Below are 16,261 nucleotides of genomic sequence, written 5' to 3' on the forward strand. Positions count from 1 at the left end.
ATGGACGCCGTGCAAGAAAACCTTGGCCTTTTGGCCGAGGAAACGCTCGACCCCCTGGATTGGGCCGATGTGCAGGCCCTGTCGCACCGGGTCATCGACGATGCGGTCGATTACCTCCGCGATGTGCGCGACCGCCCGGTCTGGCGGGAGATGCCGGCCGATGTGAGAGGGGCCTTCTCGGCGCCGCTGCCGCGCTCGCCGGCGCCGCTGGATGCGGTCTATTCTGAGGTGTCCCGCACGGTGATGTCCTATCCAATGGGCAACATCCATCCGCGCTTCTGGTCCTGGTATATGGGGTCGAGCAATTTCACCGGTGCGCTCGGCGATTTCCTGGCGGCAATCCAGGGCTCGAACCTCGGCGGTGGCAACCACGCCGCCGGGCTGATGGACAGCCAGGTGGTGAACTGGTGCAAGGAGATGCTGGGCTTTCCCGCTTCTGCCGGCGGCACGCTGGTCAGCGGCGGCTCGATGGCCAACATCATCGGGCTGACCGTGGCGCGCAACGTCAAGGCCGGCATCGACGTGCGCGAGCATGGTGTCGCCGCCATCGAAAAGCCGCTGCGCTTCTACGGCTCGGAGCAGATCCACTCGTGCCACCGCAAGGCGATGGAGGCACTTGGCCTCGGCAACCGGGCACTGCGCCGCATCCCGACCGATGCCGGGCTGCGCATCGATATCGCCGCCTTGCGGGCGGCGATCACAGAGGATCGCGCGGCAGGGTTCAAGCCGGCCTGCGTCATCGGTACGGCGGGCACCGTCAACACCGGGGCGATCGACGATTTGCAGGCGCTTGCGAAGCTGTCACATGAGGAAGGCCTCTGGTTCCATGTCGACGGCTGCATCGGCGCGCTGATCGCCATTGCGCCTGAGAATGCCCATCGCGTCGCCGGCATCGAACGGGCGGATTCGGTCGCGCTCGATCCCCACAAATGGCTGCACGCGCCGTTCGAAGTCGGCTGCGCCCTGGTCAGGGATGCCGCCGCGCATCGCGGGACCTTCGCGGTGACGCCGGAATATCTGGAATCGACGCCGCGCGGCCTCGCTTCCGGCGAATGGCTGCACGACTACGGCCTGCAGACGTCGCGCGGTTTTCGCGCGCTGAAGGTGTGGATAGCGCTGAAGGAGCACGGTGTCGAGAAATTCGGCCGCCTGATCGACCAGAACATTGCCCAGGCCGTCTATCTTGCCGGCTTGATCGAGGCCGCGCCGCGGCTGCAGCTGGCGGCATCGCCGACCGTCAACATCGTCTGCTTCCGCTATCAGCCCGGTCTGACAGGCGAGGCTCTGAAGGCGCTCAACACGGAGATCATGCTGCGGCTGCAGGAACAGGGCATTGCGGCCCTTTCGGACACCACGGTGCATGGCGAGCACTGGTTGCGCGTGGCGATCACCAATCATCGCACACGGCGCGAGGATCTCGACCTGCTGGTGCGTGAAACGGTGCGGCTGGGGCATGAGATCGCGACGCAGGGTTCCACACCTTCCTAGTTGCGGGCAGGCATGCGATTCTGCCGCGGTGATTCGGGAGATCCAGGCCGTGACGCTGTTTCGTATGGTTGCACTGGCGGCGCTGGTCTTCACCGCCTCGGCGCAGGCCGCCGACATGGCCTTCTTCGTCAAGAACCTGCGCAAGGAAGCAGTCGCGGTCGAGCTGTTCAGCCGCGACCGCGAGACGGTCTGGCCGGGCAACGACAAGGTGTTCCTGATCGCCCCAGGGTCGCAGAAATCCGTGCCGTTCTCCTGCAATCAGGGCGAACATATCTGCTATGGCGCCTGGGCCGACGGCAATGACAGCCTCTCGGCCGGCGTCGGGCCGGACAATGACCAGCCTTGCGACACCTGCTGCTTCATCTGCGTCGAACACTCGACAGAGACGATCGATCTGGTGCCGTAGAGCGCGGAAGTTTTCGTTGGACCCAAATTAAGTCAGGGATCGGCTCGTCCGGTCCACTTCCGCGATTCAGCGCTGCGTGCGATGGTCGCCACGCGGCCGGGTGGGCCGCTTATTCAGGGGGTCACTCATGTTTCATATCTATGCGCGCCGCGTGCTGGCCGCGCTGTCTCTCCTCATGCTGCTCGTGCCGGCGGCGCGTGCCGACGATGTCACCTTTGCCATCAAGAACGGCCACCCCAACGCCATGCGCGTCGAACTCTACAGCCAGGATCGCGACTATGTCTGGCCGGGCGATGACAAGGACTTCTACCTCGACGACGGCGAGACCAAGCAGCTGCCGATATCCTGCAACGCCGGGGAATCGATCTGTTACGGCGCCTGGGTCGATGGTGACGAGGGCACCTATTGGGGCGTCGGCCCCGGCAACAAGGAAAAATGCGAGGATTGCTGCTATACCTGCAGCGGCGGCGAGACCGAGGAGATCGAACTGGTCCCCTGACCGGTTTGCCAGCTTGACGGTCTTCGGGCTGGAGCCATAGCCTGTGCAAATACCCAGCGCGCGCCGCCTCGAACTGTTCAGACGCGACGTGCTTCAGGCAAAAGGAGCTCAGCTATGGCCGGCATGGTCGAAAGCGACAAGATCGACGTCGGGTTTTCCGGCAAGCGCTGCATCCATTCGCGCAACTGCGTGCTCGGCGATCCGCACGTCTTCGTGCCCAACGCGCCGGGTCAATGGATCCATCCCGAGGCGGCCAGCGTCGAGAAGATCGTCGCCATCGCCGAAAGCTGCCCGTCGGGCGCCATCACCTATGTCAGGAAGGATGGCGGGCCGCAGGAGCAAGCACCGGTGGTCAACACGGTGCGGCTGCGGGAAAACGGCCCGCTGGCGGTACACGCCGAGATCGTTCTCGACGGCGAGACTTCTTATCGTGCCACGCTCTGCCGCTGCGGCGCTTCGGAAAACAAGCCGTTCTGCGACGGCAGCCACAACAAATCCGGTTTTGCCGCCACCGGCGAGCCGCAGCTGAAGGACACGCCGGCGCTCGAAGCGAGAAATGGTCCGCTGAAAGTGACGCCGACCACCAATGGCCCGCTCAAGCTTGAGGGCAATCTCGAGATCGTCACCGGAACCGGCCATACGGTCGACCGTACACAACGCGCCTTCCTCTGCCGCTGCGGCCATTCCGCCAACAAGCCGTTCTGCGATGGCACGCACAAGAAAGTGGGGTTTGTCGGGTAGGTTGGCGCTTCGGCCAACGCTGCCAATCTCCGCCTTGGCCCAGCGCTCGCAGCTTTATCGACCGGCCCGCATCGGCTAAAGGCAGGGGCAGACAGACTCCCCAGCCGGACCGCCGCCAAAAATGACAGCCAAGACCAAGCCAAAACCGTTGTTCCTCGGGATCGACACCGGCGGCACCTATACCGATGCCGTGTTGTGGTCTGAAACGGAAGGCCCGCAAGAAGGGCCGAACAAGGGCAAGGTGCTGGCCAAGGCCAAGGCGCTGACCACCAGGCATGATCTTGCCGTCGGCATTTCCGGCGCCGTCGACGCGGTGCTGCAGAAAGCCGGAACCGATCCGGCTGATATCAAGCTGGTGTCGATGTCGACGACGCTTGCCACCAACGCGCTCGTCGAGGGCCAGGGCGGCCGCGTCGCGCTGGTGATGATCGGCTTTTCCGAGGGCGACCTCGCCCGCGACGGGCTGAAGGCCGCGCTCGGCACCGATCCGGTGGTTTTTTGTCCGGGCGGCCACGACGTGCATGGCAATGCCGCCAAGCTCGATCTGTCCGGACTGGAAGCGGCGCTGCCGGAACTCGGCGCCTCGGTGTCCGGCTTTGCCGTCTGCGCCTACTTCGCCACCCGCAATCCGGCGCATGAGATCGCCGCCCGCGAGTTGATCCGCGACAAGTCCGGCCTGCCGGTCACATCGAGCCACGAGCTGTCGGCCAAGCTCGGCGGCCCGCGCCGGGCGCTGACCACTTTGCTCAACGCCAGGCTGATCTCGATGATCGACCGGCTGGTGGCAGCGACCGAAGGCTTCCTCGAGGCGCGCAACATCGCAGCACCGCTGATGGTGGTGCGCGGCGATGGCGCGCTGGTTTCAGCCGCTTTTGCCCGCCAGCGACCGATCGAGACCATCCTGTCCGGCCCGGCCGCCAGCCTGGTCGGCGCCCGCCACATGACCGGGCTCGACAATGCTGTGGTGTCCGACATCGGCGGCACCACCACCGACGTCGCCGTGCTCGACGGCGGCCGTCCCAGGCTAGATCCGGAAGGCGCCACCGTCGGCGGCTTCCGCACCATGGTCGAGGCCGTCGCCATGCGCACCTTCGGCCTCGGCGGCGATTCCGAAGTGGCGCTGGAGGATGGCGCGCTCAACCCGAAGATCCTGCTCGGGCCGCGCCGCCTGGTGCCGCTGGCGCTGGCCGGCATGGCGCATGGCGTAGCGGTGATTTCAGAGCTGGAGCGCCAGCTGCGGGCACCCAATCCCGGCCGCATGGACGGCCGCTTCGCGGTGCGCACCGGCGTGCCGGACCGGCTCGCCGCCGGCCTGACCGGCGCCGAAGCCAGGCTCTACGAGGCCATCGGTGCCGTGCCGCTCGCCGTCGACAGGCTTTTGACCTCGAATGCGCAGAACGCGACGCTGAACCGGCTGGTGTCGCGCGGGCTGGTGCATGTCGCCGGCTTCACCCCGTCGGACGCCGCCCACGTGCTGGGCAAGCAGGCGAACTGGGACCCTATCGCGGCGCGCCTCGGCGCCGAACTGTTCGCCCGCAAGCGTGACGGCCGTGGCCAGAACATTGCCGCTTCGCCGGAAGCGATCTCGGAACGGGTGCTGGTGACGCTGACGCGCTGGTCGGCCGAATATATCCTCGAGACCGCCTTTGCCGAGGATGGGCTCGACGGCGCCGCGACGGTGGCGCACGCCCTGGTGCAGCGCGCGGTCGACGCGCATCCCGGCATCGCCCGCCTGAGCGTTGCGCTCGACCGCCCGGTCATCGGCCTCGGCGCCTCGGCGCCGCTGCACTATGCCGGCTTGGCCGAGCTGATCGGCAATGACTGCGTGGTGCCCAGGGATACCGATGTCGCCAACGCGCTCGGCGCCGTCGTCGGCCAGGTCAGGGTTTCGGCCGAGGCGCGGGTCAGCCAGCCCATAGAAGGGCTGTTTCGTCTCGCCTCGGGCGAGACCGTACGCGATTTCCTCGACGAGGCAGCGGCGATCGCGGCGGCCGAGGCCGATGTCCGCGCCATCGTCGCGGAGCGCGCCAGGGATGCCGGCACCGACAGCGCCGAGATCGACGTCGCCACCGAATTCCGGGTCTCGACCGTCGAGGCCCAGCGCATGTTCATCGAGGCGCATGTCGTGGCCGTGGCCTCAGGTAGGCCAAGGATTGCGGTTTGAGCGACGCGGCGAAATACGCCACCTTCACCCTAAGCTGAATTGACCCGGCAAACCTGACATGCCAAAGGCCCGCAAAGCCTTTCATCTGGAGTAGCCTGATGACCGACCGCATCGAGATCGCCGGATTGCGGATTGCCCGCGAGCTGCATGAGTTCGTGGCCACGGAAGCGCTGCCGGGCACGGGGATCGAAGCGGACGCCTTCTGGAACGGTTTTTCGGCCATCGTCCATGATCTGGCGCCGAAGAACCGGGCGCTGCTGGCAAAGCGTGACGCCATCCAGGAACAGATAGACGGCTGGTATCGCGATTACGGCGCGCCGGTCGACATGGAGGCCTACAAGGGCTTCCTGAAAGGGATCGGCTACCTCGTTCCCGAAGGCCCGGCCTTCAGCGTGTCGACCGACAATGTCGACCCGGAAATTGCTGATGTTGCCGGACCGCAGCTGGTCGTGCCGGTGATGAATGCGCGCTATGCGCTCAACGCTGCCAATGCGCGCTGGGGTTCGCTCTACGATGCGCTCTACGGCACCGATGCCATCCCCGAAACGGATGGCGCCGAAAAGGGCAAAGCCTTCAATCCGGCACGCGGCGCCAAGGTCGTCGCCTGGACGAAGACCTTTCTCGACGAGGCTGCCCCGCTCACGTCCGGCAAATGGGCCGGCGTCAATGGCCTGTCGCTGGCGCAGGGTGCCTTGCGGCTGAGCGCCGGCGCCGGCTCGACGACGCTGGCCGACCCCAGGCAATTCGTCGGCTATCGCGGCGATGCCGCCAATCCCGATGCCGTGCTGCTTGTGCGCAACGGCCTGCACATCGAGATCGTGATCGACCGCAACAACCAGATCGGCCGCACCGATCCGGCGGGCATCGCCGATGTGATCCTGGAATCGGCGCTGACCACCATCCAGGACTGCGAGGATTCGGTCGCGGCGGTGGATGCGCCAGACAAGGTCGTCGTCTACCGCAACTGGCTCGGCCTGATGAAGGGTGACCTGGCGGAAGAGATCACCAAGGGCGGCAAGAGTTTTGTCCGCAAGCTCAATCCCGACCGCGCCTACACCGCGCCCGCCGGCGGCAGGCTGACCGTGCCCGGCCGCTCGCTGATGCTGGTCAGGAATGTCGGCCACCTGATGACCAGCCCGGCGATCCTCGACCGCGACGGCAACGAGGTTCCGGAAGGCATACTGGACGCGGCGATGACGGCGCTGATCGCGCTGCACGATGTCGGGCCGAACGGCCGCCGCGCCAATTCCCGCGCGGGCTCGATGTATGTCGTGAAACCCAAGATGCATGGGCCCGACGAAGTCGCCTTCGCCGTCGAGATCTTCGACCGCGTCGAAGCGCTGCTCGGCATGGCGAAAAATACCATCAAGATGGGCATCATGGACGAGGAGCGGCGCACCACCGTCAACCTCAAGGAGGCGATCCGCGCCGCAAAAGAGCGCGTGGTGTTCATCAACACCGGCTTCCTCGACCGCACCGGCGACGAGATCCATACCTCGATGGAAGCCGGCCCGATGATCCGCAAGGGCGACATGAAGCAGGCCGCCTGGATTTCCGCCTACGAGGCGTGGAATGTCGACATCGGGCTGGAATGCGGCTTGGCCGGCCACGCCCAGATCGGCAAGGGCATGTGGGCGATGCCGGATCTGATGGCTGCGATGCTGGTCGAGAAGATCGCCCACCCCAAGGCCGGCGCCAACACTGCCTGGGTGCCGTCGCCGACGGCGGCGACGCTGCATGCCACGCACTATCACAAGGTCGATGTTCACGCCGTGCAGGCGGCGCTGAAGAACCGGCCCAAGGCGAAGCTTGACGACATCCTGTCGGTGCCCGTTGCCGTGCGGCCGAACTGGTCGCCCGAGGATATCCAGAAGGAACTCGACAACAACGCGCAGGGCATTCTTGGCTATGTCGTGCGCTGGATCGACCAGGGCGTCGGTTGCTCGAAAGTGCCTGACATCAACGATATCGGCCTGATGGAAGACCGCGCCACGCTGCGTATTTCCTCACAGCACATCGCCAACTGGCTGCACCACGGCGTGTGCAGCGAGGACCAGGTAATGGCGACGATGAAGCGCATGGCTGACATCGTCGACCGCCAGAACGCGGGCGACCCGCTCTACCAGCCCATGGCGGCCGATTTCGACGGATCGATCGCCTTTCAGGCCGCCTGTGATCTGGTCTTCAAGGGCCGCGCCCAGCCCAACGGCTACACCGAGCCGGTGTTGCACGCGCGGCGGCTGGAACTGAAGGCGCAGCAGGGCTGAAGAGGCCAGTCCCTGCCGTGAATGGGGCGGCAGGTCTTCGGCCTGACTTCCTCCGGAGGTGAGGCGTCAGGAAGCTGTATGGTCCAGGAGCCGGATGGTGGGATCGCGACGGTGTTCGGAGTTGACCCGATCGACGCCTTCCACCGTAATCGCGATCGTCCCGTTTTCCACTCTTGCTATCCAGCCCTTCGCTTTCAGATACCAGAGATGAAACTCGAGATGCTCTCGCGGACAGTCTGACAGGCGTTCGAGCTCCACATCCCCGATCCCGGGATTGCTGACGTCGTGCCGACGCTTCGCGTAAAGCAGCGACAGCAGCCTGGCCTGGATCACGACATCCCGCTCGATGCCTTTGCTGTTGCTGGCTTCCTCGGTCAATTCGCGGCGAAGGCCGGCATGGTCCCTATACGCGATGTCGTATTGAGCGCGTTTGACCGGATCCTTGAGCGTGTTGTGGGCTTCCACGATTTCACTGAAGCGGGCTTCATCGCCGGTTTCGCGATTGTCGGGATGATAGCGCATCGCAAAATAGCGAAATATGCGTTCCAGCGTTTCCGAGTTGGCGTTCGGGCTGACTTCCAAAACTTCGTAGTAGTCAACGAACATAGCGGGCTCCCCGACCGCAATCATATTCACATTATCTAAATAAGGAATTCCCAATGCGGAGACCAAGACTTTGGTCCGATGCGATGACGTCCACGCCCCCGAAGACGGAGAAACGGCCGGCGCCCGGTCGGTGGGGGCCGTTGGGTGGTGAGGACGTCGACCAAGCGGACAATCAGGTCCGCCGCAGTGCGGAGATGGCCGATTCGTCGGATGACGGTTATGGCGTGATTGCGGAAGGTGGCGTGGCAAGGTCGGCTTGTCGGGCGGCGAGTGACCTACGCCGCCTGCGCCACCCGCTCCGAGCTCATGCGGTAGGAAATCGCTTCGGCCAGATGGATGCGGCCGACGGTTTCGCTGGCGTCGAGATCGGCGAGTGTCCGCGCCACCTTCAGCACCCGGTGATAGGCTCGCGCCGAAAAGGCGAGCTTTTCGCTGGCGTCCTTGAGCAGCGACAGGCCGGCGGCGTCCGGCATGGCGATCTCCTCGATGACCGAGGGCGCGCAATGCGCGTTGGTGGTGGCGCGGGTGGCGCCGAGCCGCTCGAAGCGCTCGCGCTGGATGGTGCGGGCGCGTGCCACGCGCATCGCCACATCGGCACTTTTCTCCGCCCGGTCGGGCCGGATCAGGTCGCTGGCCGAGACCGCCGGCACTTCGATCCTGAGATCGATGCGGTCGAGCAGCGGGCCCGAAATGCGCGCCTGATAGTCGGTGCGGCAGCGCTCGCCGCGCAGGCAGCGATAACCAGGCTCGCCGGCCATGCCGCAGCGGCACGGGTTCATCGCCGCCACCAGCTGGATACGCGCCGGATAGGTGACGCGATGGTTGGCTCGCGCGATCATGCAGTCGCCGGTCTCCAGCGGCTGGCGCAGCGCATCGAGCGTCTGCGGCGTGAACTCGGGAAACTCGTCGAGGAACAGCACGCCGTGATGGGCCAGCGACACCTCGCCCGGCCGCGCGCGGATGCCGCCGCCGACCATCGCCGCCATCGAGGCCGAGTGGTGCGGCGCGCGGAACGGCCGCCGGTCAGTCAATTTGCCTTCGCCGAGCTCTCCCGCCACCGACGCGATCATCGAGACTTCGAGCAATTCCTTCGGCGCTAGCGGCGGCAGGATCGACGGCAGCCGCTGCGCCAGCATCGATTTGCCCGAGCCCGGCGGGCCGATCATGAGAAGATTATGCCCGCCGGCGGCCGCCACTTCCAGCGCCCGCTTGGCGGTCTCCTGGCCCTTGATGTCGGCGAGGTCGGGCAAATCCGGCGCGGCGGCGTGGATGCCGGCCTCGGGGCGCGACAGCACCTGCGTGCCGCGAAAATGATTGGCGATGGCAATCAGGCTGCGCGGTGCCAGAATGTCGAAATCCTTTCCAGCCCAGGCCGCCTCAGGTCCGCAGGCGAACGGGCAGATCAGGCCTTTGCCCTCGGCATTGGCGGCGATCGCCGCCGGCAAGGCGCCGGCGACCGCGGCAATCGTGCCGTCGAGCGACAATTCTCCAAGTACGACATAGCCGGCCAGCATGTCGCCCGGAATGGCGCCAAGGGCAGCCATCAGGCCAAGCGCGATCGGCAGGTCGTAGTGACTGCCTTCCTTCGGCAGGTCGGCCGGCGCCAGATTGACCGTGACCTTCTTCGACGGCATCGACAGGCCTGAAGCATGCAGTGCGGCCTGCACCCGCTCGCGGCTTTCGGCCACCGCCTTGTCGCCCAGGCCGACGATGTGCATGTTGACCTTGCCGGGCGCGATCATCACCTGCACATCGACCGGCACGGCCTCGATGCCTTGGAAAGCGACCGTGCGAACCCGCGCCACCATTTCTTTGCCCCCAGGCCACAACCCACGCGATGGCCAAGAAATGGCCCCACGGGCAGACAATCACAAATCCTCGGTCAAATCAAGAACATTACGGGAACATGTGAGCGCGTGGGTTGCAGCCGAATTGAGCGCGGTTGCAAAAACGGAACATGGTTAAGACAAAATGAAAACGGCTTACCCGCGCTTGTCCTCGACCGCGTCCCAGAACAGGCTGGCGATGTCGGCGCCGCCGAAGCGTTTGACCTCGCGCACGCCGGTCGGCGAGGTGACATTGATCTCGGTCATGTAGTCACCGATGACGTCGATGCCGACCAGGATGAACCCACGCTCCTTCAGCGACGGCCCGATGCGGGCGCAGATCTCGCGTTCGCGCGCCGTCAGCTCGGTCTTTTCGGCGCGGCCGCCGACATGCATATTGGAGCGGGAATCATGTTCGGCGGGCACCCGGTTGATGGCGCCGACCGGCTCGCCGTCGATCAGGATGATGCGCTTGTCGCCCTTGCGCACGTCCTTGAGATAGCGCTGCACGATATAGGGTTCGCGAAACATCTGGCCGAACATTTCCAGCAGCGAGGCCAGGTTGCGGTCGCCCTCCAGCAGATGGAAGATGCCGGCGCCGCCATTGCCGTAGAGCGGCTTGACGATGATGTCGCCGAACTCCTTGCGGAAGGCGGCAACTTCGAGTGGATCCTTGGTGATCAGCGTGTCCGGCATCAGGTCGGCAAATTCGGTGACGAAGATCTTTTCCGGGCTGTTGCGCACCCAGGCCGGGTCGTTGACCACGAGCGTCTTCGGGTGGATGCGCTCCAGGATGTGCGTGGTGGTGATGTAGTTCATGTCGAAGGGCGGATCCTGGCGCAGCAGGACGACGTCCATCTCCGACAGATCGGTGCGCACCTTCTCGCCCAGCGAATAGTGGCTGCCTTTCTCGTCGCGCACCTGCATCTCCTCAATGCGGGCAAACACCTTGCCGTCGCGCAACGACAGCCGATCCGGCGTGTAGTGGAACAGCTCATGGCCACGCCGCTGCGCTTCCAGCGACAGCGCGAACGAGGTGTCGCCGGCGATCGACACGGTGGAGATGTGGTCCATCTGGACGGCGATTTTCAGCTTCATGGCGGGTCTCCGGCGGCTCTGATGGGCGACTGTCCTGCCTGTACAGGCTCACTGCCCGTCTGCCAATCGCGACCTTTTGAAGATTGGCATCAGCAAGTCGCAAGCTCGGCCCTGCCGGTCATTCCGTGACAGGAGCCAGGCTGCGCGTCCTCGTTGTTCCTTGAGCCCGAATGCACACCTCACATCGATCCTTCGAAACAGGTCGCGGTTGCCCATGGAAAATCGATTTCGCGATACGTTTCCTAAAGGGTTTGCTGCCAGTCTGAAAATAAATTCCGAAGTCACAAAACAGGGACACCGATGCAAACTTCGTTTGGCACCGGTCAGGCAAACAGGGAGAGCACGGATCTGGCATTCACCGATCCGTTGACCGGGCTTGGCAACCATCGCCGCTTCTTCGACAAGGTCGATCGGCTGATCGCCGACCGAGCCGACGATCCCGCGCCCTTTACCGTCGGGATTCTCGACCTCGACGGCTTCAAGCCGATCAACGATCTGTTCGGCCACAAGGCCGGCGACGACATCCTGATCCAGGTCGCGATGCGGCTGCGCGCCTCTATGGACGGCTATTCCACGGTCTGCCGCATCGGCGCCGACGAATTTGCTTTTCTCTATCCGATGGTATTCAGCGAGGACGCTGCGGCCGAAAAGTCGCGCATGCTGATCGAGATCCTGTCGGCGCCCTACGATGTCGGCGAACGCACCGCCAGGCTTTCGGCCTCGGTCGGCTGCTCGTTGTTCTATTCGGGCGACGAGACCACGGAAATCCTCATCAACAAGGCAGAGACGGCACTCTACCACGCCAAGCGTTCCGGCCGTGGCCGCGTCGTCGTCTACACCCGTGAGATGGAAGAAGCGGCCAAGCGCGTCACCCGCATCGAACAGGCGCTGCGCCGGGCTGTCTCGGCCGGCGAAGTGGAGCCGCATTTCCAACCCATCGTCGATCTCGCCACGCGCCGCACCATCGGCTTCGAGACGCTGGCGCGCTGGACCGACCGCGACCTGGGTTCCGTGCCGCCGACCGTCTTCATTCCCATCGCCGAGGAGCGCGGCATCATCGGCCCGTTGTCGCAGCTGGTGCTGCGCAAGGCGACGGAGGCCGCCAGAAGCTGGCCGAAGGACCTGTTCCTGTCGTTCAACCTGTCACCCTCGCAGCTCGTCGACCAGAACACCGGCCTGCACATACTGGCGATCCTCGACCGCACCGGCTTCGATCCGCGCCGGCTGGAGATCGAGATCACCGAGACCGGCCTGATGAACGACCCGGCCTCGGCCGCGCAGATCGTCGAGGATCTGCGCCGCGTCGGCATCCGCGTCTCGCTAGACGATTTCGGCACCGGCCAGTCCTCGCTCGGCCGCTTGCGCGAATTCCATTTCGACAAGCTCAAGATCGATCGCGCCTTCGTCTCCTCCATTCTCGACGACAGGCCGTCGGAACACATCATCCGCGCTATCCTCGCAATGTGCGAAGGGCTCGGCATGGACGTCGTCGCCGAAGGAATCGAGCAGGAAGCGCAGGCCGATCGCCTGGTCCAGTTTGGCTGCGCCGGCGGACAGGGCTATCTGTTCGGCAAGCCGGTCGATGCCGACGCCACGCTCGGCTATCTCCGCGATTCCTTCCGCGGCGCCCTGCGCGCCAAGGCGATCTGACCGGCGGTCCTCCGAGATCCCCAACCCCGACGGTGCTGCCGTGCGCATCCGGTGCGGCGCATTGTCGTTTTGTCTGACATAAGCCCTGAAATTCGGCGGTTCGCCCTTGCCCGCGCGCCTTGCGTGGCTAGGATGCGCGCCGATCACGCTACGGCGCCGCGCGTCTTTCAAGACGCGCAAAGGACGCTGTAGCATTTAACATTTGCGCATGATCCCTTTCCGAAAATCGATCCGATTTTCGGGGTCATGCGCTGGGAGACAACAACGATGATGCCATCGGCGCATTTTGCCGACCTCGAAGGAGCCTCGGTGCTGATCACCGGCGGCGGCTCCGGAATTGGCGCGGCACTGACCGAGGGTTTTGTGCGCCAGGGCGCCAATGTCGCCTTCATCGACATCGCCGACGGCCCAAGCACAGCTCTTGCCGACCGCATCGAGAAAGAATTCGGCCGCCGGCCGCTCTACCTCAAGACCGATTTGCGCGATGTCGAGGCCCTGCGGGCGTCCGCCGCGAAGGCTGCCGAGGCGCACGGCGATGTCACCGTGCTGGTCAACAATGCGGCCTGGGACGAACGCCACGCCGTCGAAGACGTGACGGTCGAGTTCTGGGACAACAACCAAGCCATTAATCTGAGGCCGCATTTCTTCACCGCGCAAGCGGTGGCGCCGGGCATGAAGCGGGCCGGCGGCGGCTCGATCATCAACTTCACCTCGACGTCCTATCTGATCAACCACCCCGACATGCCCTCCTACACGGCCGCCAAGGCCGGTATCCTCGGTCTGACCAAGGGGCTGGCCGGCAAGCTCGGTGTGGACGGCATCCGCGTCAACGCCATCGCACCCGGCTGGGTGATCACCGAGCGGCAGAAGGAGCTCTGGGTGACCGAACAGGGGCTTGCCGCCCATGTCGCCAAGCAGTGCATAAAACAGGTGATGCAGCCCGACGACATCGTCGGCACGGTGCTGTTCCTGGCCTCGGACGCTTCGCGCATGCTGACGGCGCAGATGCTGATCGTCGATGGAGGTTTCCTGTGAGCCAAGCCGGCAACGCACCGGCGGTCGCCGCCGTCGACTGGGGCACGACCCGCATGCGGGTCTGGCTGATCGACGGGCAAGGCAAGATGCTTGCCGAACGCCGCGGCGATGACGGCCTGATCACCGCGCAGCAAAAGGGCTTTTCGACCATCCTCGAAGGGCATCTGGCGGCGATGGGAGCACCAGCGGCGCTGCCCGTCATCATCTGCGGCATGGCCGGGTCCCGCCAGGGCTGGCTCGAAGCGCCCTATGTCACCGTGCCGGCGCCGCTTACCGCCATCCTTGCGGGCGCCGCCAGCGTGCCCGGACAGAGCCGTGACATCCGCATCGTTCCGGGTCTGGCCCAGCGGCTGACTGACGCGCCCGACGTCATGCGCGGCGAGGAAACCCAGCTTGCCGGCGCCGGCCTGCCGGCCAGGGGGCGCCAGTTGGTCTGCATGCCCGGCACCCATTCGAAATGGGTGCTGGTCGAGGATGGCGCCGTTACCGGCTTCGGCACCTGGCCGACCGGCGAGCTGTTTTCCGTGCTTGCCGCGCACTCGATCCTGCGCCATTCGCTCGGCGAACATCCGAAGCCCGTCACATCGGACAATCCGTTCTTCCGCCGCTGGTGCGAAACCGCATTGGGCGAAGGCGGCGATATCACCTCGCGACTGTTTTCGATCCGGGCCGCCGGCCTGCTGCAGGATCTGAAAGCCGACGATGCCGCCGCCTGCCTGTCCGGCCTTTTGATCGGCGGCGAGATCGCCTCCGCCAGCCGCCGGCATGGCGCCGGCGCCGAACCCGTGGTGCTGATTGCCTCCGGCGCGCTGGCCGCACTCTACCAGGCCGCACTTGGGCTTGCTGGGCTTGAGCTCCGGGCCGTCGACGCCGACGAGGCAGTGCGTGCCGGTCTCGTCGAGGCGGCGCGCGAGAACGGCATGATCGCCAGAATTGGAGTTGCCCGATGAGCCAGACCGCACCGTTTCCAAAACTCAAGCGCGGCCTGGTTGCCATCCTTCGCGGGCTCAAGCCCACCGAGGCGATGGCCATGGGCCAGGCGCTGTTCGACGCCGGCATCGAGGCGATCGAAGTGCCGCTGAACTCACCGCAACCGTTCTCGTCGATCGCTCGCATCGTCCAAGTGCTGCCGAAAACGGCGCTGGTCGGCGCCGGCACGGTGCTGACGCCGGCCGATGTCGATGGCTTGCACCAGGCCGGAGGGCGGCTGCTGGTCAGCCCCAACATCGATGCCGAGGTGATGGCGCGCGCCATGCATTACGGCATGGTGACGATGCCCGGCGTGTTCACGCCGACCGAAGCCTTCCAGGCGATCAAGCTCGGCGCCTCGGCCCTGAAATTCTTCCCGGCGAGCGTGCTGGGTGCCGGCGGCATTTCCGCGATGCGCGCGGTGTTGCCGGCGCAAACATTGGTCGGCGCCGTCGGCGGTGTCTCCGAAAAAGATTTTGCCGGCTACAAGGCTGCCGGCGTGACCGCCTTTGGTCTGGGCTCCAGCCTGTTCAAGCCGGGCATGAGCGTCGACGAGGTGGCCGCGCGTGCGCAAGCTGCCGTCGCGGCTTGGGATGCGGTGTTCGGAGAAGCAGGATGAGCGAAGCGATCGTTTCGGTTTTTTCCGATCACGTCTGCCAGCTCGGCGAGGGGCCGAGCTACGATCCCGCCACCGATACGCTCTACTGGTTTGACATCGTCAACAGCCAGCTTCTGGAAAAGCGGCTGTCCGGCGGCGCGACCACCGTCCATGAGCTTGGCGAAATGGCGAGCGCCATCGCCGTCATCGACGACAAGTGCCAGCTGATCGCCGCCGAGACCGGCCTTTATGTCCGCGATGTCGCGACCGGCAAGCTGACGCTGCACACGCCTGTCGAGGCCGACAATCCGGTCACGCGCTCCAACGATTCCCGCGTCCATCCCTGCGGCGCCCTGTGGATGGGCACCATGGGCAAGGGCGAGGAAAAAGGCGCGGGTTCGATCTACTGGTTTTTCAAGGGCGAACTGCGCCAGCTGTTTTCGGACATCACCGTCTCCAATTCGATCTGTTTTACCGAGGATGGCGCGATCGCTTACTACACCGACACCTCGACCGGGCTGCTGATGCGCGTCGCCTGCGACCCGGCGACCGGTCTGCCTGCCGGTGAGCCCAAGCTGTTCGTCGACCACCGCTCGGCCAAGGGCTATGTCGACGGGTCGGTGCTCGACCGCGACGGCATCCTGTGGAACGCCGTCTGGGGCGGCAGCGTCATCGAAGCCTACGGACCCGACGGCAAGCTCGTCCGCACGGTCGCCATGCCGGTGACGCAGCCATCCTGCCCAGCCTTCGTCGGCGCCAAGGCCGACCGGCTGGCGGTCACCTCCGCCTGGTCGGGCAAGGATGAGAAGCAGCGTCTGCTGGATCTGCAGGGCGGCATGACCTTTCTGCTCGATATTCCCGTCAACGGCCGCTTCGAGCCGCGCGTGCTGATCGCCTGATCGAACTGGATTCTA

At 65.2% G+C, this 16,261-nt stretch carries 14 protein-coding genes; 11 read left to right on the top strand and 3 right to left on the bottom strand.

What is annotated here, in order from left to right:
• The 6 genes from A4R29_RS29740 (at position 1) to A4R29_RS29765 (ending at position 7,565) form a co-directional block, all read left to right on the top strand.
• On the top strand, positions 1-1,488 hold the full coding sequence (locus A4R29_RS29740; RefSeq protein ID WP_063173485.1) for a pyridoxal phosphate-dependent decarboxylase family protein: 1,488 nt from the start codon (positions 1-3) through the stop codon (positions 1,486-1,488).
• 49 nt (positions 1,489-1,537) lie between these two features.
• A complete protein-coding gene (locus A4R29_RS29745; protein WP_024502169.1) occupies positions 1,538-1,894 on the top strand; it encodes a hypothetical protein in 357 nt (118 codons plus the stop codon).
• Between the two features lie 127 nt (positions 1,895-2,021).
• Complete coding sequence (locus A4R29_RS29750) at positions 2,022-2,393, top strand: hypothetical protein (protein WP_063169665.1); 372 nt, start codon at positions 2,022-2,024, stop codon at positions 2,391-2,393.
• A 114-nt stretch (positions 2,394-2,507) separates the two neighbouring features.
• Positions 2,508-3,134, top strand: coding sequence for a CDGSH iron-sulfur domain-containing protein (locus A4R29_RS29755; RefSeq protein ID WP_013528606.1), 627 nt, complete (start codon positions 2,508-2,510; stop codon positions 3,132-3,134).
• A 121-nt stretch (positions 3,135-3,255) separates the two neighbouring features.
• Positions 3,256-5,298 carry a hydantoinase/oxoprolinase family protein gene (locus A4R29_RS29760; protein WP_063173486.1) on the top strand — a complete coding sequence of 681 codons (2,043 nt, stop codon included), beginning with the start codon at positions 3,256-3,258 and terminating at the stop codon, positions 5,296-5,298.
• Between the two features lie 98 nt (positions 5,299-5,396).
• A complete protein-coding gene (locus A4R29_RS29765; protein WP_063173487.1) occupies positions 5,397-7,565 on the top strand; it encodes a malate synthase G in 2,169 nt (722 codons plus the stop codon).
• Between the two features lie 66 nt (positions 7,566-7,631).
• Here A4R29_RS29765 and A4R29_RS29770 read toward each other — a convergent pair whose 3' ends face one another.
• From A4R29_RS29770 to gshB, 3 genes are all read right to left on the bottom strand, one after another.
• A complete protein-coding gene (locus A4R29_RS29770) occupies positions 7,632-8,171 on the bottom strand; it encodes a J domain-containing protein (protein WP_013528603.1) in 540 nt (179 codons plus the stop codon).
• Positions 8,172-8,446: 275 nt separating this feature from the next.
• On the bottom strand, positions 8,447-9,979 hold the full coding sequence (locus A4R29_RS29775; RefSeq protein ID WP_013528602.1) for a YifB family Mg chelatase-like AAA ATPase: 1,533 nt from the start codon (positions 9,977-9,979) through the stop codon (positions 8,447-8,449).
• A gap of 174 nt (positions 9,980-10,153) precedes the next feature.
• Positions 10,154-11,095: a glutathione synthase gene (gshB, locus tag A4R29_RS29780; RefSeq protein ID WP_013528601.1), complete on the bottom strand. Its 942-nt coding sequence runs from the start codon at positions 11,093-11,095 to the stop codon at positions 10,154-10,156.
• A gap of 300 nt (positions 11,096-11,395) precedes the next feature.
• On the opposite strand from gshB, the gene A4R29_RS29785 reads away from it, so the two are divergent.
• The 5 genes from A4R29_RS29785 (at position 11,396) to A4R29_RS29805 (ending at position 16,246) form a co-directional block, all read left to right on the top strand.
• Positions 11,396-12,745 carry a putative bifunctional diguanylate cyclase/phosphodiesterase gene (locus A4R29_RS29785; protein WP_013528600.1) on the top strand — a complete coding sequence of 450 codons (1,350 nt, stop codon included), beginning with the start codon at positions 11,396-11,398 and terminating at the stop codon, positions 12,743-12,745.
• A 267-nt stretch (positions 12,746-13,012) separates the two neighbouring features.
• A complete protein-coding gene (locus A4R29_RS29790; RefSeq protein ID WP_063169668.1) occupies positions 13,013-13,780 on the top strand; it encodes an SDR family NAD(P)-dependent oxidoreductase in 768 nt (255 codons plus the stop codon).
• Complete coding sequence (locus A4R29_RS29795; RefSeq protein ID WP_063169669.1) at positions 13,777-14,730, top strand: 2-dehydro-3-deoxygalactonokinase; 954 nt, start codon at positions 13,777-13,779, stop codon at positions 14,728-14,730. Before A4R29_RS29790 ends, A4R29_RS29795 begins: the two co-directional genes overlap by 4 nt.
• The gene (locus A4R29_RS29800) at positions 14,727-15,368 is read left to right on the top strand and encodes a 2-dehydro-3-deoxy-6-phosphogalactonate aldolase (protein WP_063173488.1); all 642 of its coding nucleotides are present in this window, start codon (positions 14,727-14,729) and stop codon (positions 15,366-15,368) included. Before A4R29_RS29795 ends, A4R29_RS29800 begins: the two co-directional genes overlap by 4 nt.
• Positions 15,365-16,246, top strand: a complete 882-nt coding sequence (locus tag A4R29_RS29805; protein ID WP_063173489.1) for an SMP-30/gluconolactonase/LRE family protein — start codon at positions 15,365-15,367, stop codon at positions 16,244-16,246. Before A4R29_RS29800 ends, A4R29_RS29805 begins: the two co-directional genes overlap by 4 nt.
• Positions 16,247-16,261: the final 15 nt, after the last annotated feature.

Origin of the sequence: Mesorhizobium ciceri biovar biserrulae (assembly GCF_001618845.1) — a bacterium.
In the GTDB taxonomy this organism is placed as follows: domain Bacteria; phylum Pseudomonadota; class Alphaproteobacteria; order Rhizobiales; family Rhizobiaceae; genus Mesorhizobium; species Mesorhizobium ciceri.